Annotated in this window: 20 protein-coding genes and 1 riboswitch; of the genes, 10 read left to right on the top strand and 10 right to left on the bottom strand. The window is 37.4% G+C overall.

Translation table 11 applies throughout. The features are described from left to right. Nucleotides 1-7 precede the first annotated feature (7 nt). The 10 genes from H4J63_RS15100 to H4J63_RS15055 all read left to right on the top strand — a co-directional run bounded on the left by H4J63_RS15100 (nucleotide 8) and on the right by H4J63_RS15055 (nucleotide 10630). Nucleotides 8-496: a nuclear transport factor 2 family protein gene (locus H4J63_RS15100; RefSeq protein WP_008109928.1), complete on the top strand. Its 489-nt coding sequence runs from the start codon at nucleotides 8-10 to the stop codon at nucleotides 494-496. A gap of 10 nt (nucleotides 497-506) precedes the next feature. Then, nucleotides 507-1025 carry a DUF411 domain-containing protein gene (locus H4J63_RS15095; protein ID WP_182197363.1) on the top strand — a complete coding sequence of 173 codons (519 nt, stop codon included), beginning with the start codon at nucleotides 507-509 and terminating at the stop codon, nucleotides 1023-1025. A gap of 140 nt (nucleotides 1026-1165) precedes the next feature. Further along, nucleotides 1166-1675 carry a DUF305 domain-containing protein gene (locus H4J63_RS15090; protein ID WP_024032683.1) on the top strand — a complete coding sequence of 170 codons (510 nt, stop codon included), beginning with the start codon at nucleotides 1166-1168 and terminating at the stop codon, nucleotides 1673-1675. Nucleotides 1676-1708: 33 nt separating this feature from the next. Next, nucleotides 1709-2440 carry a MauE/DoxX family redox-associated membrane protein gene (locus tag H4J63_RS15085; RefSeq protein WP_182197361.1) on the top strand — a complete coding sequence of 244 codons (732 nt, stop codon included), beginning with the start codon at nucleotides 1709-1711 and terminating at the stop codon, nucleotides 2438-2440. A gap of 525 nt (nucleotides 2441-2965) precedes the next feature. Then, nucleotides 2966-3067: riboswitch (yybP-ykoY riboswitch) on the top strand. An 86-nt stretch (nucleotides 3068-3153) separates the two neighbouring features. Beyond that, nucleotides 3154-3714: a TMEM165/GDT1 family protein gene (locus tag H4J63_RS15080; protein ID WP_055016676.1), complete on the top strand. Its 561-nt coding sequence runs from the start codon at nucleotides 3154-3156 to the stop codon at nucleotides 3712-3714. A gap of 1380 nt (nucleotides 3715-5094) precedes the next feature. Beyond that, nucleotides 5095-5901 carry a trypsin-like serine protease gene (locus tag H4J63_RS15075; RefSeq protein ID WP_182197359.1) on the top strand — a complete coding sequence of 269 codons (807 nt, stop codon included), beginning with the start codon at nucleotides 5095-5097 and terminating at the stop codon, nucleotides 5899-5901. 254 nt (nucleotides 5902-6155) lie between these two features. After that, on the top strand, nucleotides 6156-7403 hold the full coding sequence (locus tag H4J63_RS15070; RefSeq protein WP_064386707.1) for a hypothetical protein: 1248 nt from the start codon (nucleotides 6156-6158) through the stop codon (nucleotides 7401-7403). Nucleotides 7404-7996: 593 nt separating this feature from the next. After that, on the top strand, nucleotides 7997-8299 hold the full coding sequence (locus tag H4J63_RS15065; RefSeq protein ID WP_024601566.1) for a hypothetical protein: 303 nt from the start codon (nucleotides 7997-7999) through the stop codon (nucleotides 8297-8299). A 90-nt stretch (nucleotides 8300-8389) separates the two neighbouring features. Next, the gene (locus H4J63_RS15060; RefSeq protein WP_051385864.1) at nucleotides 8390-8731 is read left to right on the top strand and encodes a PDZ domain-containing protein; all 342 of its coding nucleotides are present in this window, start codon (nucleotides 8390-8392) and stop codon (nucleotides 8729-8731) included. 1173 nt (nucleotides 8732-9904) lie between these two features. Next, nucleotides 9905-10630 (top strand): tetratricopeptide repeat protein, encoded by a 726-nt coding sequence (locus H4J63_RS15055; protein ID WP_182197358.1) that lies wholly within the window; start codon nucleotides 9905-9907, stop codon nucleotides 10628-10630. 131 nt (nucleotides 10631-10761) lie between these two features. On the opposite strand, the gene H4J63_RS15050 is transcribed toward H4J63_RS15055, so the two are convergent. The 10 genes from H4J63_RS15050 to ybaK all read right to left on the bottom strand — a co-directional run bounded on the left by H4J63_RS15050 (nucleotide 10762) and on the right by ybaK (nucleotide 20630). Further along, on the bottom strand, nucleotides 10762-12180 hold the full coding sequence (locus tag H4J63_RS15050; protein ID WP_182197356.1) for a coniferyl aldehyde dehydrogenase: 1419 nt from the start codon (nucleotides 12178-12180) through the stop codon (nucleotides 10762-10764). A gap of 256 nt (nucleotides 12181-12436) precedes the next feature. After that, nucleotides 12437-13912: a DASS family sodium-coupled anion symporter gene (locus tag H4J63_RS15045; protein ID WP_182197354.1), complete on the bottom strand. Its 1476-nt coding sequence runs from the start codon at nucleotides 13910-13912 to the stop codon at nucleotides 12437-12439. Between the two features lie 8 nt (nucleotides 13913-13920). Next, on the bottom strand, nucleotides 13921-14877 hold the full coding sequence (locus tag H4J63_RS15040; protein WP_182197352.1) for a porin: 957 nt from the start codon (nucleotides 14875-14877) through the stop codon (nucleotides 13921-13923). A gap of 176 nt (nucleotides 14878-15053) precedes the next feature. Beyond that, on the bottom strand, nucleotides 15054-16418 hold the full coding sequence (locus tag H4J63_RS15035; RefSeq protein WP_024605493.1) for a sigma-54 dependent transcriptional regulator: 1365 nt from the start codon (nucleotides 16416-16418) through the stop codon (nucleotides 15054-15056). Beyond that, complete coding sequence (locus tag H4J63_RS15030) at nucleotides 16411-18141, bottom strand: ATP-binding protein (protein ID WP_024605494.1); 1731 nt, start codon at nucleotides 18139-18141, stop codon at nucleotides 16411-16413. The genes H4J63_RS15035 and H4J63_RS15030 overlap by 8 nt, the downstream gene beginning before the upstream one ends. Nucleotides 18142-18331: 190 nt before the next feature. Beyond that, the gene (locus H4J63_RS15025; RefSeq protein ID WP_024605495.1) at nucleotides 18332-18595 is read right to left on the bottom strand and encodes a CBU_0592 family membrane protein; all 264 of its coding nucleotides are present in this window, start codon (nucleotides 18593-18595) and stop codon (nucleotides 18332-18334) included. A gap of 161 nt (nucleotides 18596-18756) precedes the next feature. Beyond that, entirely contained in the window at nucleotides 18757-19008 is a 252-nt protein-coding gene (locus H4J63_RS15020) for a hypothetical protein (RefSeq protein ID WP_024605496.1), read from the bottom strand. 143 nt (nucleotides 19009-19151) lie between these two features. Continuing rightward, a complete protein-coding gene (locus H4J63_RS15015; protein ID WP_182197350.1) occupies nucleotides 19152-19520 on the bottom strand; it encodes a response regulator in 369 nt (122 codons plus the stop codon). 93 nt (nucleotides 19521-19613) lie between these two features. Further along, the gene (locus H4J63_RS15010) at nucleotides 19614-20018 is read right to left on the bottom strand and encodes a DUF1761 domain-containing protein (RefSeq protein ID WP_182197348.1); all 405 of its coding nucleotides are present in this window, start codon (nucleotides 20016-20018) and stop codon (nucleotides 19614-19616) included. A gap of 150 nt (nucleotides 20019-20168) precedes the next feature. Beyond that, the gene (gene ybaK / locus H4J63_RS15005) at nucleotides 20169-20630 is read right to left on the bottom strand and encodes a Cys-tRNA(Pro) deacylase (RefSeq protein WP_182197346.1); all 462 of its coding nucleotides are present in this window, start codon (nucleotides 20628-20630) and stop codon (nucleotides 20169-20171) included. Nucleotides 20631-20803: the final 173 nt, after the last annotated feature.

The following is a 20803-nucleotide window of genomic DNA, read 5'->3' as shown; positions in this document are numbered from 1 at the left end:
GAAACGTATGTTAATTAAATCCTTTAATTTAAAAATTTTATTGCTACTAATTTTTAGCACTGTTAGTTCTTTTACTGTTAGTGCACATGACGATGAAAAATATTCAAAAAAAGGCAAGGCCTTTGTCAATGTTGATAGCGAGGCTGCAAAAACAGTCAGCCTATTTCATGCATCTCTAAAACAAGGTAATCGCGAAGCTGCACGTAAATTACTGGCCGACGATGTCATCATTTTTGAAGGCGGAAGTGTTGAGCGTTCTGCAGATGAATACGCGAAACATCATATGATAGCGGATATGAAATTCTTAAGTGCTGTTAATAGTGAACTACTAGAGCATCAAGTTTACACAAATGGAGACATAGCTTACTCAATTTCAAGAAGTAAAACTCAAGGAAAGTACAAAGGAAAAGATATTAAGTCTATGGGAATGGAATCAATCACATTAAAAAACACCGATACAGGTTGGAAAATCACTCATATTCATTGGTCAAATTAAGGAGTTAACAATGCGAGTAATCTACATTACCTCAGCGTTATTTTTATCATTAACTATGTCATTTTCGGCGATAAGTATCGAAAAACAACATAAAGCATTAATAACTTATGAGAATTCAGAAAAACCTAAAATTGAGCTTACCGTTTATAAAAGTAAAAATTGTGGATGTTGTAATAAGTGGATTGCTCATTTGAGCGAAAACAATATTCAAACAAAAGCAATTAACGTCAATGACATGGGGACGATTAAATCTCAGTATCAAATAAAATCAAATATGCGGTCATGCCATACAGCCGTTTCAGACGATGGATTTGTATTTGAAGGTCATGTTCCCGCCAAACATATAAAACAGTTTTTAGCTGAACAACATCCTGAAAAGACGATAGGGCTCTCTGTTCCCGCTATGCCTGCTGGTACGCCAGGTATGGAAATGGGCGATCGCTTTTATAAATATAATATTGAAATGCTTACGCACGATTTACAGCAAAATACTTATAAGCATATTAGCAAATACGCTGAGCAGTTTTAACACTTATGGCACAACTCTTGATGTAATATTAAACATTGATTCAATGATTAAATATATAGTGGGTTTACGCCTAATAACCTGTAAGAATTACCCATTGGTATAAATGATATACAAAGTAAATGATAGAAAGGAGCCATCTAATGTCGCAGTATTTAAAGTTTTTCTTAATGATAGCCACATCAACATTAGTCATGTTTGTACTGATGTATTTGAATACTTATCAGCTAAGTCATGTTTTTTTTAGTGAAACTCGCACTTATATGGCGCTTTATATGGGAGCCATGATGGCAGTGATAATGCTACTTTTCATGCTCAATATGTATAAAGATAAAAAGAAAAATATAACAGTACTCATTGCTAGTGTTACCGTATTTGCGGGAAGTTTATTTTTAGTTCGATCACAAGCGACTGTTGATGATAGCTCATGGATGTCGGCGATGATCCCACATCATTCAATTGCAATACTCACCAGTGAAAGGGCAAAAATCAAAGATAAGCGAGTCCAAGAGCTTGCAACAAATATTATTGAGGCACAGCGTCGTGAGATTAAAGAAATGCAGTGGTTACTAAAGGATATAGAGAAAAATGGCCTAGCAGAAACTCAGGAGCAAGCACAATCTAGGACCGTACCGGATTTTAATGCTAAGTAAAATTTTATACCAATACATAAAAGGGAGCTAAACATGAGTAAATCAGCCCAACTTTTTAGAATGGCCACAGATGAGCATATTTGTCCGTTTGGTTTAAAATCAAAAGACCTACTAGAGCGAGAGGGATATACAGTTGATGATCAGCTATTAACTTCTCGAGAGCAAACAGATGAATTTAAAAAACAACACAGTGTAGAAACTACACCTCAAACATTTATTGATAACAAACGTATAGGTGGCTATGACGACTTACTCGATTACTTTGATAAGCCAAAAGCTGGGCAAGAAGGTACAACTTACACGCCCGTGATTGCGATTTTTTCGGTTAGTTTTTTGCTTAGTGTGGCATTTAGTTTTGCAGCGAATAATAGCTTATTATCAATGCAAACCGCTGAACTGTTTGTAGCCCTAACAATGGCAGTGTTAGCAATACAAAAGCTTCAAGACTTATTTAGCTTTACTAATTCATTTATAACCTATGACTTAGTCGCTATGAAAGTAGTCAGGTACGCCTATGTTTACCCATTTTTAGAAGCATTTGTTGGCATTGGAATGATAGCCGGATTACCAGCCTATATTATTGCCCCTATTTCATTGTTCATAGGTGGGGTTGGTGCTGTTTCAGTGATAAAAGCAGTCTATATAGATAAACGAGAGTTAAAATGTGCGTGTGTAGGCGGTGACAGTAACGTACCACTAGGGTTTATCTCCCTAACAGAAAACCTGTTTATGATCGCTGCCGGTATTTGGATGTTTATTAAGTAAACAACAGCTTTAATTTAAAAACATAATGGTGTACTAGCTCAGACTTGATCTGACAGTTACCCGTTTTTCAATCGGTGACTGTCAGTTTAGATTTGAGCTAAATCCTTCTCAGCCCAAATCGATTTCCCATCTAATAATGAGATCAGCGCCACTTAAGTCAAGAATTCAAGGGACATTCATAAGCCATTGATTTACAATGAGATATGACGCTTAAATTGAGAGCTACCAACTTAATTACACTCTAAAAATAATTATGTTTTTTATTAGATAAATTTCTTAAACAACGAGAAATCGCTTACAAACATCTATTACTGTAAGTGATTTGAAGCGGTAATTAGCCTAGTTATTAAAACGTATACTTTTTGCTTTAAACATATGGTCGAAAATGAGATGCCCTGATGAAGATTAACGGCTTTGACTTAATATGCTTGTGTAGTGGCAGCGTTAACTTGTCCAACTTTATAGATGCTCATCGGTAAAACTTATAATTAAATATTTACTGGTATTTTACTTTGTGGGAAAATAGCCACCCTCTTAGGGGAGTAGCCTGCTCATTAGTGAGTAAACTTATCAACATAATTGCACCTCATGTGCATGGTAAGTTTGTAATGTTGTAGCAAGCATTATCGGCAAGACCTAGGTAGACACTATCCTCATGGCGGGAGATATTTGTTTGCCTCGGTTTAATATTTCCCGCCAAAAGACTAAAATTTATGGATATTTTCTTAACCTCTACCGTTACTGTCGCTCTTGCTGAAATAGGTGATAAAACCCAACTTTTATCTTTACTCTTAGCAGCCCGCTTTCATAATAAAATAGCGCTTATTTTAGGTATTCTCGCTGCAACAATTATTAATCATGGTTTATCTGCTTGGTTTGGTGATTGGCTAAGTGGGAACTTTGTCGTGGAATACTTACCTTGGATAGTGAATTCAAGCTTTATTGTAGTGGGTCTTTGGCTACTTATTCCAGATAAGGATGAAGAAGTGAGCCACAAATATGACTGCTATGGCGCGTTTGTAGTAGCTTTAATCTTATTTTTTATTGCTGAAATTGGTGACAAAACACAAATCGCAACCGTATTGCTTGGTGCGCAATATCAATCAGTACTATGGGTTACCATAGGGACAACGGTAGGAATGTTAATTGCTAATGTCCCTATTATATACGTTGGTAAAGCTTTGTTACAAAGAATTCCACTAAAAACAGTAAGAGCTATTGCGGCCAGTGTTTTTGTGATATTGGGTATTCATGGCTTAATGACGATATATTGATAAAGTAACGTTGAAATCAAGCGCAAACGCTTACCTAACACTATACAATTGATTGTAAGCGTTTTTATAGTGTCAATTGTAAGCAACTTTAATACTATAGTAGCCCTTAAATCTACTATTAAACTTTCGTAATTTTACGATCATAGTAGCGTTTAATAAAATAGCCAATGTTCAAAACTTGTTATTTAGAGCCTAAGCAACAGCTAAAATCGCCACCTGGTAACATGGAATCCAACACATTAAAAACCCGATTGTAGTGTTTGCGCTGATTTATTTAAGCTGTACTTCTTTAATGTGTTATTTACAGACTACTATCTTAGGTTTATCTTGAATTACATGAAGCTATCATAGGTGAAAAATGAAGAATTATATTTCTATTTTTACTGACCTTCACTGCAACCGTTTATAGCGATACCATTCATTACATCGACGCATCCTCACTCAGGCACACCCCAATAATAAGTACTTTATTGAGGTTCTGACAAAAGCCCTAAAAACATCAGAACCCGAGTTTGGAAAATTTAAGCTAAGCCCATTAGATACCCTGATTAGCCAAGAACGGCAACTGAGGGAACTGAACAAAGGCAATACTGATGTTTTTTGGATGAGGATCACCCCAATACATGAAAAAGTAGCTTTGCCGATCAAGATCCCACTAATTAAGGGTGCCTAAGGGCTAAGAGTGCTTGTAATAAATAAGTTGGATAAATCGGTGTTTTCCATGCTCAACTCGCAGGAGGAATTAGCTGGTAAAATAGCAGTTTTAGGTAAAGACTGGCCTGATGCAGCAATATTACGCGCGAATAAACTTTCAATCAACACAGAGGCACCTGAATATTCTCTTTACAATGTCATAGCAAAAGAGCGATGTTTTTACTTTCCAAAGAGCTATTACAGAAGCTTGGTCTGAACTCCACAGCCTAGAAACCCCTCGATTAACTATAGACACTCACCACTTGCTCCAATACCCCTCAGCTGTCTACTTTTTCGTTGCTAAAGATAATTAAAAGCTTGCCGAACGAATTGAAGTAGGACTTAATAAAATAAGAAGGTCAGCTTGACGCACTTTTTTACGAATATCCGCTTCATCAACTCTCGTTAGCAGCTAGTAATATAAACAATGCCAAAATTTATCAACTTAATAACCCGCTTTTTGTTAACTCCGATGAAAAAACGGCCCTAAAAAAAGCACAAAAAGTGGTATTAAGGCACCTTAAAGGGTCAAGTTGTACCAGCTCATATCTGATCTTACAGTTTAAGTGAATACGTTTAGACTTCATCAGGCAGACTGCTATGAGCGAATTGCAGACGGTCGAATTAGTTGCCTTCTCCTAGCTTGCAAGGTAGCCTGTAAAGCATTCATAAAAACATGGACGCACTATGAAAGCTTTCTTTTTCATTTTTCTATTTGTCTTTTCTATTAGCTGTCTCGCTGTTGTAAAAAGGCATGATATTCCCCCTGAGAATTATGTGTCGAAAGAAGCTCCTAACTTCTTAGTGGATATGCCTCATGAAGGGCATGGCGCTTTAATTAACCCAAGGTGGGTTGTAACTGTCGCGCATACCATTTTTTATAATTATATTGGTAAAAGTTTAAGGGTTGGATCAAATACATATCAAATTGAAAAAGTGTACATACATCCTGAATTTGAAAAACCTAGCGAAAGTTTGTTGAAAGGAAATTTAGCGCCTTTAATGAGTTTTTTTAAAGCAAGAAGTGATATTGCATTAATCAAATTAACTTCGCCTGTGAGCGATGTATTACCGATTACTCTTTACACAAACACAAAAGAACAAGGAAAAACAGTTACAGTTTTTGGTAGAGGTGCCACAGGTAATGGGCTTATTGGCGAAGAGTCTGAGACTAAATCTTTGAAACAGCTGAATCACTTCCAAAATATTATCGAAAATGCAGAAACTAATTGGCTGACATTCAGGTTTGATAAGGCACCTAATGGATTACCTCTAGAGGGAATGCACGCTTCAGGTGATAGTGGTGGAGCCTCTGTCATTTATCAGGGTGGTATACCCTTTCTTGTAGGGCTTTCAAGTTGGCAATTAGCGCATGGCGATATTTCTGATTTTAAGGGTGGGTTATATGGTACAACTGCATATCAAGTGAGAATTTCCAATTATAGTAAGTGGATTAAGGATGTATTAGCTAGCGAACCAAAAACTGTCAATTAGCGTCTGTTTTGGGACTGTAATGAAGTTCGACCTAGAGCGAGAAGCGGACGGTCGTTTAAGCTCGTTCTTGGACAATTTTGAGTTACATAGGTTGTTAAATTAACTCAGTTAGAATTAGGTGATGTATTGAATAAGCGGCTCGCCACGGCGGACTTTCTGGCAGTGTGGATGATGTGCAACGCAAGCAAACTCTGTTGGTTATGACGGGTTTCATAGGGTAAGCTAGTACATAACCTACTGACTGAGAAATATTTATGGACACAATAAAGAGCAAAGCTAGAAGGCAACCTCCATACAAATCCATTTGGTTTTGGGTGTTGCCATTTTTCACTCTAATTGTAGTGTTGACATTGGTCTCTATGGCTCAAAATGTCTCTGGCTTCTCTGAGGGGCTAAAACATACATTAGAAACCTATCGGATACCGCTGGCTTCTGTTGTTTTTTGTGTTACGACATTAATTCAATGGTTGATAGCTCACAACTCAAATAAGCCATCCGAATTAGAGGAGCAGCAAGTAATAAATAGACACCTTAGAGATGAGTATGATGTTAGTGAGCGTCTTTTAATTAAGCAGTTTGGTAAATTATCCTCTGACCGTGCATTTACTTTTATTTCAACAGATGACTTGCCAGCAATTCACTCAAAGGTGTATGCGGAAGACCGTCTAATTAAACGTGGTAAACTAAGTGTCTGTGATGAAGCGATACGAGCCATTGACTACTACTTTCGGAATACCGAAAGGCTACTAGAAGAAGCTCTAAACCTATTGCAAAACGAAGAAGCCAAAGAAACGCCGAACAGGCACATCAAAGAAAGTCTGATCATCCAGCTAATTCAGTATTTAAATCAATGTGCACTAACACTGCATTATGAAATTGGGATGAGGGTGATTAATTTGGATAGCTCAGATATAAATACCTACCGAGATGCTTTTTTCGAAACACTCCATCTAACAAACTTCTTAGGTGGAGAGTTATCCCCCATAGTGAATCAAGTGGTTGAAACCCCATCAACTGAAAAATCCAACTCACAAGAGGATATACTGAACATGTTTGTTGCTGCCCATGAAATAGCGGAGAGTTTAGTGACCAGTAGTGAAGGGGCTACATTTGGTGGCCTGTATAGAAGCATCCAGCTAAGGTCGATCATCAAACAAGCGCAGGGTTCTCCTTTATACCTATTAGCTTGTCAGGTTATTCAAGATATTGTTCTTGAACCACTACTAGGCGAAAGCGATAAAATAGGCGCTGTGGAGGTTGATGACAACTATCCAAAATATGACATATACAACCAAGCTGGAGAGAAGAAGCTAACTCTCGGTTACAAAGAGGTAGATGAGAACACTCTTACCCTCATCCTGAGCGGTGAAGGTGAGAACATAAAAACAACTGTAAGGTTTGTCGATTCGGAAAAGAAAAGGTTCGAAGTAGATAGGGACATGGGGGGGCGCTTTACCCTTGAGTGTAAAAAAGCTATTAACCGGCACTTAGTTATTGAATAGCTATCAACTTGACGGACTGCAGTGGATGAGTAAGTTTGACCATATAGCTAGAGTTTTTGTCATAAGGTAAAGTAAGTCAAATACTAAACTGAATGCTGTGTAGAAAAACTAACGTAAAACACAATGGGGTAGAAAAGAGTTGGACTGCCGAGCTTTCATTAGATACCAACTTATAATCTTAAAGTACAAAACGGAAGTAAACTTCCGGTTTCTAACCCAATATTGCTATATTTCGGAAGCAAACTTCCGTTTATAGGAATTCAAAGGCAGTTATCGGAAATATACTTCTGTTTTTGAAAGCCTTAACTTAGATAGATATATGAGCCACTTTTCGGGGGGCTTATTTGAGCGAGAAGCGGACATTGAGAGTGGCTAAATGTAAGAGTTAATTGATTGGTCAAACTGTTTTTTACTCATATATTCATGAAATGAGGAAAAGCGTATATTGTTGACTCAGCTTTTTTGTAGGCGATAGAAACTTAGAGATAGTAATATCTTAGGTAATTTGGTAAAACTATGTAGATATTATCGTGCCTATAGCAGAGAAATGCGCTATTCGCGTGCTATTAAATTATACACATGGAGTAAGGGTATTGTTCAATAAATTAATTCCAATTTCTCTGATCGTTTTGTTATCAGCTTGTGGTGCAACCCAACCAGCACCATACCAAAAAGATAAAATACTTGAAGATAGAGATCAATATAACGGTTTAGAAGGTATGGCTCAGTATCAAAAAGATCAGAATTACCTTGTAAGTAAAGAGCTGTCTGATAAATGTACCAAAGCTAAAATTGACTTAGCAGTTGCAGAAACAAATAAAAATGCTAACGAAATTAAGAAACAAAATTCACTAATTAGCAATACGTGTATAAGGTTTTTCAAGTCGGGCCTCTAACAGTTTTGTCGGTTCCACGTCGTTTCATATTTTAGCAAATAATTACAAACCGCTTAAAACGGCGGTTAATTTTTTAAAGGAGTAAGGTTTTTGAATTTAACTAGGAAGGTTCTATTAATTTGTTTGTTTTTTCCATTTGTAGCTTTCGCCAAAGGGAAAGTTGGGATTGCCGTCGGTGTGTCTGTTGATGGGTTTTTTAGTCCTGAAATAACCGAGTTTAAAATTGATGAAGTTCATTCTGGATCTCCTGCAGAAAAAGCTGGAGTTAAAGTTGGTCAATTAGTTATCGAACTTGATGGTTGCAAAATCCCGGGCTGCCCAGCAGATAAAGCTAAAAAGCTTATGGATAAAGAAACAGGTGAAATATTACTATTACTAGTTAAAAACTTAGATGGCAGTGAAGCTTTGCTAAAAATACATGTAGGTGAGTAAAAATCTAACGAGAAACTAAACAAGGATAAAAAAGTTGGCTTTTATATGGGCTCCATTAACTTCAAGAGCTTATTTTGGGGTTATTCTACAACTTTATTGTTACAGTCCGCTTATGGCACAGAGCAGACCGCCGGTAATTATTGAGTGATGCAATCCACGGCTATAACTGCCCATGAATACAAGTTCTTTATGTAATGAAAAATAAAGATGCGCTGTTGCTACTCCGCAAAGCATCGGCCTAAATAAACTCTACCTCGAAGTAAACCGATTAGCTTTCGTATAACAGATAGGCAAATTATCAATTCAAATCACTTACTGTAATAGATGTTTTCAAGCGATTTCTCGTTGTTTAAGAAATTTACCTAATAAAAAACATAATTATTTTTAGAGTGTAATTTAGTTAATAAATCTCAATTTAAGTGCCATATTTCATTATAAATCAATAAGTTCTCAACGCGCCGTGAATTCTCGATTTAAGTGGCACTGATCATTCTCTATTATTTAGATTGTGGCAAAGCTCAAAACTCACTTGATAATAATTATCATTTAAGTATTGACTTGCATTTAGATCTAACTGATAATCGTTCGCACAAACACAGTGTAACGACCTCAGTGCCTACGGAAGAATATTCAGCAAGGATGCTGACACATTAAAAGAAGAGCGTGCCGCTTCGTGTTATTACTTACTCGACCCAAGTAATAACATCAAATATCACATTTACTTGCTACATTGCTCATATTAGTGACGGTTAATATGACTCAAAAAAGCCCTAACGGGCTTTTTTTATTTCTTTAAATTTTCTATAAAATCTGTATCTTACACTTCTTAAACTCGTTTACTTACCTTAAAAGTCCACCGCGCTATTATTTACATTTTATACGCACGATCTGATAAGGTATCGCCTTGCGTTTGCGCTAAAGCTGGCGTAAAACATAACAGTAGACACCCTTTTTTGCATCTATTTATAATAACCGATTTAGTCTCTACTTAAATGCATTGAGTATTAAACGTTTAAAATGCGCAAATAGTGCAAAAATTTAATAATTTAGCATTTAACTAAAGTCTGTTTACCTTTCGGGATTAAAACTTGTTCTATTTAGGCGCTATTTAATCGCGGCAAGATATACTGGCCCTAAAACCTATCGTAACTATTACTAATTGGAGACATTAATATGTCACAGTTTAATTTGAAAGCACTCGTTCTTGCTGGCGTTTTACTTGCCAGCCCTTTCGCTCATGCAACATTAGAAGATGGCATAAGAGCAGCTAACGAAGGTGAATTTGCAGTCGCCCTAAAAGAATTTCAATACCTTGCCGATAAAGGTTTTGCACCAGGAATTTACGAACTAGCTAAATTATACGAAGGTGGATACGGTATAACACGCGATTACCGCAAAGCAGCTGCGCTTTATCAACAAGGCGTTAAAAAGAACCATCCGGATTCAATGTTTGCGTTAGCTGTTTTATACGACGAAGGTAAAGGCGTAAAGCTTGATCACCAAATGGCTGTTACCTTATTTGAAAAAGCAGCCAATAAAAACCTGCCTGCGGCTCAGTTTAATTTAGGTGTAATGTATTCCAATGGCGTGGGCGTTACACGAGATTATGAAGCGGCACGCAACTGGTACGAAAAAGCAGCTGCAAACAATTACTCTTTAGCACAATTCAATTTAGCCCTCATGTATTTTGAAGGGCTAGGTATGCCAAAAGATTTAGAAAAGTCGTACATTTGGAATACTATCGCTGAGTACAACGGCAATATGCAAGCGAGTCATAGCCGCAAACTTGATGAGCGTAAAATGCTGCCTAAAGAAATTGAAGAAGCTAAAGAAAAAGCCGATGCCATTTATGCAAAAATACAAGTGGGTACCTATGCTGGCGAAGGTCGCTTATTTTAAAGTTTAAGAGTTTAAGACCTTAGTTTGAAACTAATCTAAAAAAGGCTGAATTACATAACGTAATTCAGCCTTTTTAATATCTTGATTTAGCAAGTTCAAAATCTATTCAACTTTACAAAATCAACATACTCTTATTTTATGTAAAGCCACTTTAGTAGCTTAATAAGAAGTTTGCTTTGTTTTAGCAGCATAACAATACGAGGATTAAACGAGCCCGATACTAACGTGTTTTTAGCATGGCTAAACGTTAAAAACCCTTCTATGCCATGATAATGCCCCATTCCTGAATGCCCTACACCACCAAAAGGGGCATCGTCAGCAGTTACTTGCACTAACGTATCGTTTATTGCCACAGTGCCACTGATTGTTTGCTTCATAATGTATTCTTGAGCGTGCTTATCTTGCCCTAAAATATAAAGCGCTAACGGGTGGTGATGGGCTTTAATATAGTCAATTGCGCTGTCGAGCGTGTCATAACTCATTATTGGTAGTATTGGGCCAAATAACTCATCTTGCATAAGCTGCATTTCGTCAGTAACTTGAGTCACTAAGTGCAGCCCCATACGATGTTTTTGCTCATCTTGCTGGTTTTGCTCAAGTGGCTTAATAATGTTTGCGCCAAGCTCTTGGGCTTGCTCTAAGTAGGTTGCTAAACGTTTATAGTGTGCATCGCTAATAATAGAGGTTAAGTTTTTACCTTCAACACCGTCTTTAAAGTGCTTTTTATAAAGCTCGCATAATTGCTGAACCAACTGATGCTCAAGCTCTTTGGGTACAAATACGTAGTCGGGAGCAACGCATATTTGCCCTGCGTTGGCCATTTTTCCAAACAGTATGGCTTGTGCCGCTTTTTTAATATCGGCATTTTGCGTAATAATAACTGGCGATTTACCACCGAGTTCGAGCGTTACTGGTGTTAAATTACGGCTCGCTGAAGCCATTACTAATTTACCAACGGCCGATGACCCCGTAAATAATAAATGAGCAAATGGCAGTGATGAAAACTGCGCGGCTACGTCGCTACCGCCTTGTATTATTTTGCAATGCGTTTGTATGTCGTCTTTAAATATTTTTTCGATAACGACGTTTGTGTGAGGTGTAAACTCGCTTAATTTGAGCATCACTCTATTACCGGCAGCTATGGCGGTAAGCACAGGTACTAACGCTAACTGAATGGGGTAATTCCACGGTGCAATAATACCAACCACACCTTTAGGTTGGTAATTAACACTTACTTTTGAAGGCCACAAACTTAAACCTACAGAGCGATTACTTGGCTTTGCCCATTTTGGTAGCTTTTTGATAATGTGCGCGAGTGTTTGAACCGTAGGCAATATATCGCCAAGTAGAGTATCGAAAGCGGTTCTGTAACCAAAGTCTTTTGAAGCAGCATCCACTAGCTCTTGCTCAAGTTCAACAATACGTACACGGAGTTTTTTTAATAAAACGAGACGTTTATCAATTGGCAAGTAAGGTGTTTCGAGAAAGCTTTTTTGCAATTCATCAAATTGGGGAATTAAAGGCATTGCCTGTGATGTGTCGGTGCTCAAAATAGATTACTCAATTTTTAAAGTTACCGCAGACTATAACCTTGTTCTGTTTTTCGAGCAATAATACTAATTTGCTTGAAAGCGTAATATATAACTTGAGTTTTTAAGGGTAAATCTACCCTAAGCAACTCTTTTGAACACTAATGGCGTGAATTTAACTGAAATAGATTGGATATAAAGAGTAGCTTTGCTTTAAGTTATAACTTTAAACAAAACTACTCTGATATAGGTTGGTTGGAACTAATTTAGTACAGTTTTAAAAGCCAAATACTTGCGCTGCGATAGTCATTGTCACTAGCGTAATTAAAACAATTGCGACGATGTTTAGTACAAAGCCTGCTCTTATCATGTCGCGCATTTGTATTTGCCCTGAGCCAAACACAATCGCATTAGGTGGTGTTGCTACAGGCATCATAAATGCGCAACTACACGCAATAGCAGCAGGAATAACCCATACAAGGGGTGAACCTGTTATCGATTCAGCAACAGGACCTAATAACGGTAAGAAACCTGCAGCGGTTGCTGTATTGCTTGTAATTTCAGTTAAAAATGTAATTAAAGCAACCACAACAAGTACGCTCATAACAAGAGGAATCGCACTTGCGCCTTCAATCATGTGAGCAATAAACTCGGCAAGCCCTGATGACTTAATTTGAGATGCAAGTGTAAGCCCGCCACCAAATAATAATAAAACGCCCCACGGCACTTTAGCTGCGCTTTCCCAATCAAGAATACGTTCGTCACTGCCTTTGTTTGCAGGCAAAACAAATAGTAATAATGCAGCGGCAATCGCAATACCCGTATCAGAAATTTTAAGCCCTGTTATGTCGCCAAGTATAGGTCTAAATATCCAACACAGTGCTGCTAAAACAAACACAAATAACACGCCTTTTTCGGCACGTTGCATTATACCTAGGTTTTTTAGCTGCGTTGAAAACACCGCTTTTGTATCAATTTTTTGATCGTTTTTAACATTAGCATCTACTTTATACGCAAATTTGGTAAGCCAAACCCAACTAATGATAAGCATACTTAAAGACAGTGGTACGCCTACAATCATCCACTGAGCAAAGCCTATTTCAATTTGATAACTATCTGATAAGTAAGCAGCCATTAAGGCATTAGGCGGTGTACCAATTAAAGTAGCAATACCACCAATGCTTGCACCATAAGCAATTGATAGTAGCAATGCTTTGCCAAACCCTTCATTACTTGGGTCTGATTGCTTAACCAAATTGGTAATTGAAAGTGCAATAGGTAGCATCATTACGGCTGTTGCGGTATTAGACATCCACATCGACAAAAATGCAGTTACAAGCATCATTGCTAAAATTTGCAAACTTGGCTTTTTACCCGCATATAACATGGTGCTAAGCGCTATACGTTTATGTAACCCCCATCGCTCCATAGCGATAGAGATTAAAAATCCGCCTAAAAATAAAAATATTAGTGGGTGCGCATACGGTGCAGCCACACTTTTTATGGCTTCTATACCAGCAAGTGGTGATATTACCAAAGGGAGCAAAGCTGTTGCTGGAATTGGCACTACTTCACTTACCCACCACGATGCCATCCAAAATGCTAAGCCAGCTGTTTTAAATGCAGCAACCGACATACCCTCAGGTGGGTTTATTAGACAGGTAAGCAACATAACGCTTGGGCCCAGTAATAGCCAAAACCATTGCATACTCTGTTTTTTAGGAGAATTGTTTTTTAAAATTTGTTGAGTCATTACTTTTCCTAAAATTTATATTTAAGGCCAAGAGCTACACTGCTGTCGTCTTGTTCTTCTAAATTAAGATCGGTATATAAAAGATAAGCTGTAGTTTGCTTATCAAATACATAATCAAGGCCTGTGCTCCATTGCGTTGCCTCAGATGCTTGACGAAGAGTTGAGTCATCCTTTGCAAACTGAATTTTTGGCACCCACTTATCAAGTGTATAACTGGCACTTAATACGTAACCATTGCCCGACTTACTGCCATCTACTGATTCTGAATGCTGGTACAGCGCACCTAGCTGTAATTGTTCGAACTTATAAACACCGGCAATTCTGCTTGCAGTAATATTATTAAGTGAATCAACATGGCTTAACGATAAGTAATATGGCGTATTATTTAAATTACGGTCGCCATAAATAAGCGTAGCAGCAAAGCCTGCTTTATCGTCTTTATTGTCATCTTTTGGCGCATAAGTAAACGAAAACTGTGCATTATGCCAATAGCTTGAAGTGTAGGTTATGGTGTCTCCAAGGCGATCTTGCCCTGCAATAACTTGTGCCATGTCGGCTTGAGTTTCATTAAAGTTATCGACTTTGCCCTCAGAGTATTTAAAGCGAGTATCGTTTCTTCCTACTACAACTTCACCAAACGCACCTTTTAAACCCAAGTAAGTATTACGTGCAGTAAAAGGCTCATCGGTGTCGTCTTCCTCAAACCCTTTAACTTGTACTTCGTATTTAAACACTGCACTTAAATATTCGTTAAGTTTGTGCTCGCCTTTAATACCAATACGCGAGAATGGCGCTTCAATCTGTGTCCCTTTATCTGCATAGCGCATAATACCTGTATCTGTATTAGCAATTTGCACTTCGGCTTTACCATATACAGCATATTCAGCCGCTTGAGCAGAGTACGAGCAAATAGCAAGGCCAGTAATTGAGGTGAGTAAAATACAGGGGTGTGTAAACTTTATCATTATGTGTCCTGATTATTAGAATCTACTTGTTGTCAGTTCTAATAGAGCAACTTTACTGCCAATGATATAAAGTTATTAAATTTCAAATGGTTGGTTTTATAAATCAATAATAAAAGAAGAAAACGTGCGGTTTTCCACACATTAAAATAATTAAATTGTCACAAATACCGCACATATTAGTCAGTGAACATATCGCGGTTTAAATTGTATTTACTCATTTTATCGTAAAGGGTTTTACGAGCTATTTGCAGTGTACCCATCGTATTTTTAATACTGCCATGGTGTCGCTCTAGGGCTTCTTCTATTAATGACTGCTCATAAAAAGTAACTTTTTCAGATAGACTTAAATCGGGTGAAAGCTCACCTTTAGCCTGCGTTTTACTAACACTAAAAGCGAGCTCAACTCCTAATAAAACCGCGCGTTCAGCTTGATTTCTAAGCTCTCTTACATTGCCAGGCCAATTGTATGCAATTAAGCGCTGTTGTAACTTACTATTAAGAGGGGCTGGTGGTTTGTGGTAACGCGTTGCTGCAATGGAGCTAAAATGCTTAAACAGTAATACTATATCGGCTTTTCGGGCGCGTAGTGGCGGTATGTTTACTTTTACCAAGCTGAGTCTGTAGTATAAATCAGCTCTAAATTCGCCTTTTTCCACTAACGAAAGGAGGTCTACTTTGGTCGCTGCTACAATTCGTATATCTAAATTAATAGGCGTATTTTCGCCGACAGGTGTAACTTTTCGCTCCTCTAATACGCGCAGTAATTTAACCTGCAAAGACAAAGGCGTACTTTCAATTTCATCTAAAAATACGGTGCCGCCTTGCGCAAATTCAAACTTACCTTTGCGAGCATGAGTTGCTCCCGTGTAGGCACCACTTGCTGCGCCAAATAACTCACTTTCTATTAATTGCTCAGGCACTGCGCCGCAATTAATCGCAACAAAGTTAGAACTAGAACGAATGCTTTGGTCGTGTAAATAACGTGCTACAAGCTCTTTACCCGTGCCTGTTTCGCCTTCAATCATCACATCAGCAGGCGTATCAATCACGGTATTGAGCAAATGCATCATGTCTTGCATTTTAGGCGTATCACCCAATATGCGAACGCCGGGTGCTGAGGTTTTTTGTACAGCTAATTTTAATGCACGGTTTTGAATTACAAGGCTGCGTTTATCGCAGGCCCTGGCTATGCAGTCGAGTAGTGTTTCATTAAGTGGCTTTTCAAATAAATCATAGGCCCCTAGTTGCATCGCTTTTACAGCAATTGTTACATCGGCATAACCTGTTAAAAATATAACCGGAAGCTCACTGTCAAAGGCAGTTACTTGCTCAAGCAGTGTTATCCCGTCCATTGTGGGCATATTTATATCGCTAAGCACCACCCCCATAAAACGGCGGTTGAGTTTAGTTAAGGCGGCGCTTGCATCGCTAAAACACTCAACTGTATAGCCTTCAAGGGTCAGTAATTGCTTTAAAGAATCTCTGATCATAGCTTCATCATCAATAATAATGATGTGCTTACATGCTGATTGTTCAATCATCTGCTTTATCCTGCGTACTTGATAAGCTTATTATAAACTCAGCCCCCCCTTCTAATCTATTATGTGCACTTAAAGATCCACTAAACGAATCAATAATTTGCTTTGATATAGATAACCCAAGCCCTAAACCATTACTTACTTTAGTACTGTAAAATGGTTCAAATAAATTACCAAATGCATGCTGTTCGATACCCGAACCGGTATCTAAAATTGAGAGTTTTACGCGGTTATCAAAGCATTCAACCTTAAAGCTCAATTTCCGAACTATTGCGCCATTCATTGCCTGGCTTGCATTAGTAATTAGATTAACCAGCACTTGCTCAAATTTAAGCGAATCTACCCATACAATCAACGTGCCATCTATTTGAGGTTTCTCTACTTGGACGTTATCTTGCTTTAATTGCGAGCTGGCTATCATTAAAGCGTTATTAATTAAACCCGCCAATGGGTGAGGCCGTAACTGAGTTTGTGAGGGTTTGCTAAAATGCTTTAACTGTCCGACTATTTTGTGCACTCGCTCTACAAGCCCTTCAACAACATTAAGGCTCTCAGCTAGAGCGCTATAGTTTTGCTTAGCTAATAACCTTTTAGCACTTGCAAGGTAAGTGTTAATTGCACTTAATGGCTGGTTTATTTCATGATTAATGCCCGCACTTAACTGCCCTATTGTGGCCAGCTTAGCAGATTGCACTAGCGCAACTTGTGCTTTTTCAAGCTCTTGCGTTCGCTCAATTACTTTTGTTTCTAAACTGTGTCTTGAATATAAAAGTTTTTTATAGCCAGCAAAACGAGCCAGCAAGCTATAGCCTATAATAGTTATTATACCGTAAATAACACTAACCCAAAATAATCGAGGTAATTGCGCCGAATTTACAGAGGTTACATCAACAAGAACATACATATTTGCGCTAAAGTAACGCAGTGGTTTAGCTGCGCTTACATATAACTTTTTATTTATTTTATAATGCGTTATACCTTCACTAATATATTGAAATTGCTCAACATATGCAGGTTGATGATCTAAATATGCTCTGCGTAATTTAATATCACGACGTTGCGTTATATCAAACTTACTAAAACTATTTAAACGCCAAGCGGGCACATCCGACATAGCAATAACGTCATCAGTAAGCTGCAAGTAAAAATGACTCGCCATTGATGTATTTAAAAGCTCTCTATCATTTTCAAATTTACTTACATTAACCTTTAATACCACAACACCTACCGCTTTGTTGTCATGATAAACTGCTTGTGAAAAATAAATTCCTCGCTCTTTTGAGCGCATACCTAAGGCAAAATAGGCAACTTTTTCGCCTGCAAAAGCACGTTTAAAATAAGGTCTAAATGCAAAGTTACTACCTAAAAAGGTGTAATCAACTTGCCAATTGCTACTCGCAGTTACTTCACCTTGAGTATTAAGTACAAATATATCAGAGGAGCCACTTGCCTGTTGAATGTCGGCCAAGTAATTATTAATAGCGCTATAGTGTTGGTTTTCACCACTCACAAAATCAATCATTAACTGATTATAAGTAAGCAGTTGTGGGATAGCAGAAAAGCGAACTAACTCGGTATCAATATAATTATTTAATTGGGTGACTTGACCCTGTGCTTGCAGCGTTGCTTTTTCAATATCGTTAGCGCGGCCTACCCAAAATGTAACAACTAAAATTAATACTAATAATAAACATACTGTAATTATTCTTTTAGAAAACGAAAACATGGCCTGCCCGAGAAATAGCCTAAAAATTTAAGGCAGCTAGTGTAACGACTTATAGGATACAGAGATATAAACTTTTTGTTAACAAAAGCATTTAATTATACTTACTAACAAAATTTAATCCTAAAAACAAAAAACACCGCAAACAGTTATGTTTGCAGTGCCTAAAATGTAGAACAAAATTAATACTTTATTAATTTGTAGCTAAAGCTGATCTATTTTTTAAGTATTTGTATAAACCGATTAATGATGCGGCTATCCAAAATATTTCAATCACAAAGCTTGCTAAATTAAAGTTATAGCAAAGGCTAATTAACAATAAAATCGCCCCTGTTAAATTCATCATATTATACGTTAGGCTAGCTGGAGACGTTTTACCTAGCTGCAGTAAGAAAAATGAACCAACTACTAAAAAAGTACCTGTCATGCCTATGATGTCAAATAAGAGTGCTATCACGAAACTATCCTTTATCCATTTTTAAATAACCCAATAAACTGGCCCGATCCATGGGGGGGGTGTTTTTTCATTCATTGAAACAGCAAACCGAGCGATTCTATCAATATGGTAAATTCTAACAAGGCCATATGTCCGTAAGGAGAAGGCTTTACTTCAAAACTTTATTTAAACGTTACTTTTCCGCCGATAATTTTATAGGCTGGTGCACCACGAATAATAGCCTCTCGGGCAAATGGGCGACTGCAGTTAGGGCAAATACATGGCTCACTTGTAAAGTCTTGACTAATTCGCTCTTTAAAACACTTAACTAATGCCCCTTTCCCTCCTTTTCGGTATTTAAATAACGAAACTTTACAGGCTGAGCAAAAAATATCGACCGTTTTAGTAGGGCCTTTTTTATTGGGTTTTGCCATTACGTCCTACTGGATTATAAAAAGTAATTAACTATGATATCAGTTTAGATAGGTAAAGGTTACAACAGGAACTTAGAATTTTTATGCGGTATGTTTATTGAGAATAAGCTCATAATAATTTTGCGGCTATAAATAAATCCAGCCTAATCTTTAAAAAAGAAGCGGTTTAATTGAGATGATAATACATTCATATTAAAAGGTTTAATTATAAACCCCGACACTTTAGCTGCAATAACTTGCTTAACTTTATCTGTACCATCTTCACAGGTAACCATTAATACAGGAATATCAGCAAGAGCTTCATCTTTTCGAATATTTGCGAGTAAATCAACACCATTCATTTTTGGCATATGGAGGTCTGTAATAACCAAATCAAAATGCTGATTGCGTAAAAAAGCCAAAGCTTGCAATCCATTAGTTGCTTCAACGATATTGCTATACTCTAGTTTTCTTAACATATTAATTAATACATGACGCATAAGCGGCATATCATCAACAACTAATATTTTCATTAATACCTTTACCAAATCATGTAAATGGAGATTATATAAAACTACTCTACTCGTAGATAAGAATCAAATTAGGTGTTAATGGTTATTCAAATTTTACGGCCATAGCCCTAAAATAAGCCCCATTAACGAAAACTGTAAAATGTGATACCCCCCGTTAATTAAAAAAAGCTTTAAAGGGCGTTGCTCAAATATATAACTTAATCCTAATGAACTGCCAATCCAAAAAAAGCCGATAATAAAGCCAGCCCCTATACTTTCACCTAAGCTTGCGTCTTTACCTAAAAAAAGAGACAGCATTAAAGCGGCTATAAACACAAAAAAAAAGCTGCCGCCAAATATCAACTTAGGATTAGCCGATTGTAAATCAAGGTCGGTTAAGCCAATACTTTCCAGCCATGCATTTTTAAATAAAGCTTTTGAGTACCACACACCGCCAAGCATAAACGATGAAAGTGCAGCTACAAGTATTGCAAAATAATCAACATCTAAAAGGTTCATACAAACAGCCGTATACAAGAATGTAATACCGTTTGGTATTAAATATTAACGGTATAAAGATACTCTAAATGTAGCTATAAGTAGGGGATTGAGCAAATGACTTAACTTGAATCAATTACCTGTATAGAAGGTAATTATACAAAATAAAGTCTATAAATCGCCAAACTTAGCGTTAGTCAATACAGCCAAATCAGTTGGGGAGAGTGCGATTTCTAAACCTCGCTTTCCGGCGCTCACATAAATAGTATCAAAAAGTGAAGCACTACTATGAATAAACGTAGCTAAGCGTTTTTTTTGTCCAAGTGGACTTACTCCCCCTAAAATATAACCAGTGCTAGCTTGAACTTTTTGCGGGGCAGCCATTGCTACTTTTTTGGCACCACATAATTTTGCCAACTGTTTTAAGTTAACTTGTTGCGACACAGGAGTAACAGCAACAATTAGCTGCCTTTCGTGTGTTTCAAGAACGAGAGTTTTATATACTTGGGCGCTATCTAAATTTAACTTTTCAACAGCTTCAAGCCCATATTGACTATTACCTGCATCGTGTTCGTAACTGAGTACTTCAAAGGGGATTTTTTGTTTTTTAAGTAATTCGATTGCTGGGGTCATACTATTTAATCGTGTTTTTTTTAACAGTAACAAAAATAAAATTTAAAGCATCGAGTAGGGTGAGGCTTATGCCTCATCCCTCTCACAGAACCGTACGTACGGACCTCGTATACGGCTCCTGTACCCTTCACATTTTATCAACTTATTTCCTAAACGCTGATAAAGCAAGCCAT

Source organism: Pseudoalteromonas sp. 5Ae-yellow (genome assembly GCF_014077565.1).
In the GTDB taxonomy this organism is placed as follows: domain Bacteria; phylum Pseudomonadota; class Gammaproteobacteria; order Enterobacterales; family Alteromonadaceae; genus Pseudoalteromonas.
The sequence above is the reverse complement of the archived record's forward strand: the minus strand, read 5'-3'. Positions and strand labels throughout refer to the sequence as shown.

Coding starts and splice junctions, on each gene's coding strand:
- H4J63_RS15100 (WP_008109928.1), top strand. CDS start 8: ATGTTAATTAAATCCTTTAATTTAAAAATTTTATTGCTACTAATTTTT.
- H4J63_RS15095 (WP_182197363.1), top strand. CDS start 507: ATGCGAGTAATCTACATTACCTCAGCGTTATTTTTATCATTAACTATG.
- H4J63_RS15090 (WP_024032683.1), top strand. CDS start 1,166: ATGTCGCAGTATTTAAAGTTTTTCTTAATGATAGCCACATCAACATTA.
- H4J63_RS15085 (WP_182197361.1), top strand. CDS start 1,709: ATGAGTAAATCAGCCCAACTTTTTAGAATGGCCACAGATGAGCATATT.
- H4J63_RS15080 (WP_055016676.1), top strand. CDS start 3,154: ATGGATATTTTCTTAACCTCTACCGTTACTGTCGCTCTTGCTGAAATA.
- H4J63_RS15075 (WP_182197359.1), top strand. CDS start 5,095: ATGAAAGCTTTCTTTTTCATTTTTCTATTTGTCTTTTCTATTAGCTGT.
- H4J63_RS15070 (WP_064386707.1), top strand. CDS start 6,156: ATGGACACAATAAAGAGCAAAGCTAGAAGGCAACCTCCATACAAATCC.
- H4J63_RS15055 (WP_182197358.1), top strand. CDS start 9,905: ATGTCACAGTTTAATTTGAAAGCACTCGTTCTTGCTGGCGTTTTACTT.
- H4J63_RS15045 (WP_182197354.1), bottom strand. CDS start 13,912: ATGACTCAACAAATTTTAAAAAACAATTCTCCTAAAAAACAGAGTATG.
- H4J63_RS15040 (WP_182197352.1), bottom strand. CDS start 14,877: ATGATAAAGTTTACACACCCCTGTATTTTACTCACCTCAATTACTGGC.
- H4J63_RS15035 (WP_024605493.1), bottom strand. CDS start 16,418: ATGATTGAACAATCAGCATGTAAGCACATCATTATTATTGATGATGAA.
- H4J63_RS15030 (WP_024605494.1), bottom strand. CDS start 18,141: ATGTTTTCGTTTTCTAAAAGAATAATTACAGTATGTTTATTATTAGTA.
- H4J63_RS15020 (WP_024605496.1), bottom strand. CDS start 19,008: ATGGCAAAACCCAATAAAAAAGGCCCTACTAAAACGGTCGATATTTTT.
- H4J63_RS15015 (WP_182197350.1), bottom strand. CDS start 19,520: ATGAAAATATTAGTTGTTGATGATATGCCGCTTATGCGTCATGTATTA.
- H4J63_RS15010 (WP_182197348.1), bottom strand. CDS start 20,018: ATGAACCTTTTAGATGTTGATTATTTTGCAATACTTGTAGCTGCACTT.
- ybaK (WP_182197346.1), bottom strand. CDS start 20,630: ATGACCCCAGCAATCGAATTACTTAAAAAACAAAAAATCCCCTTTGAA.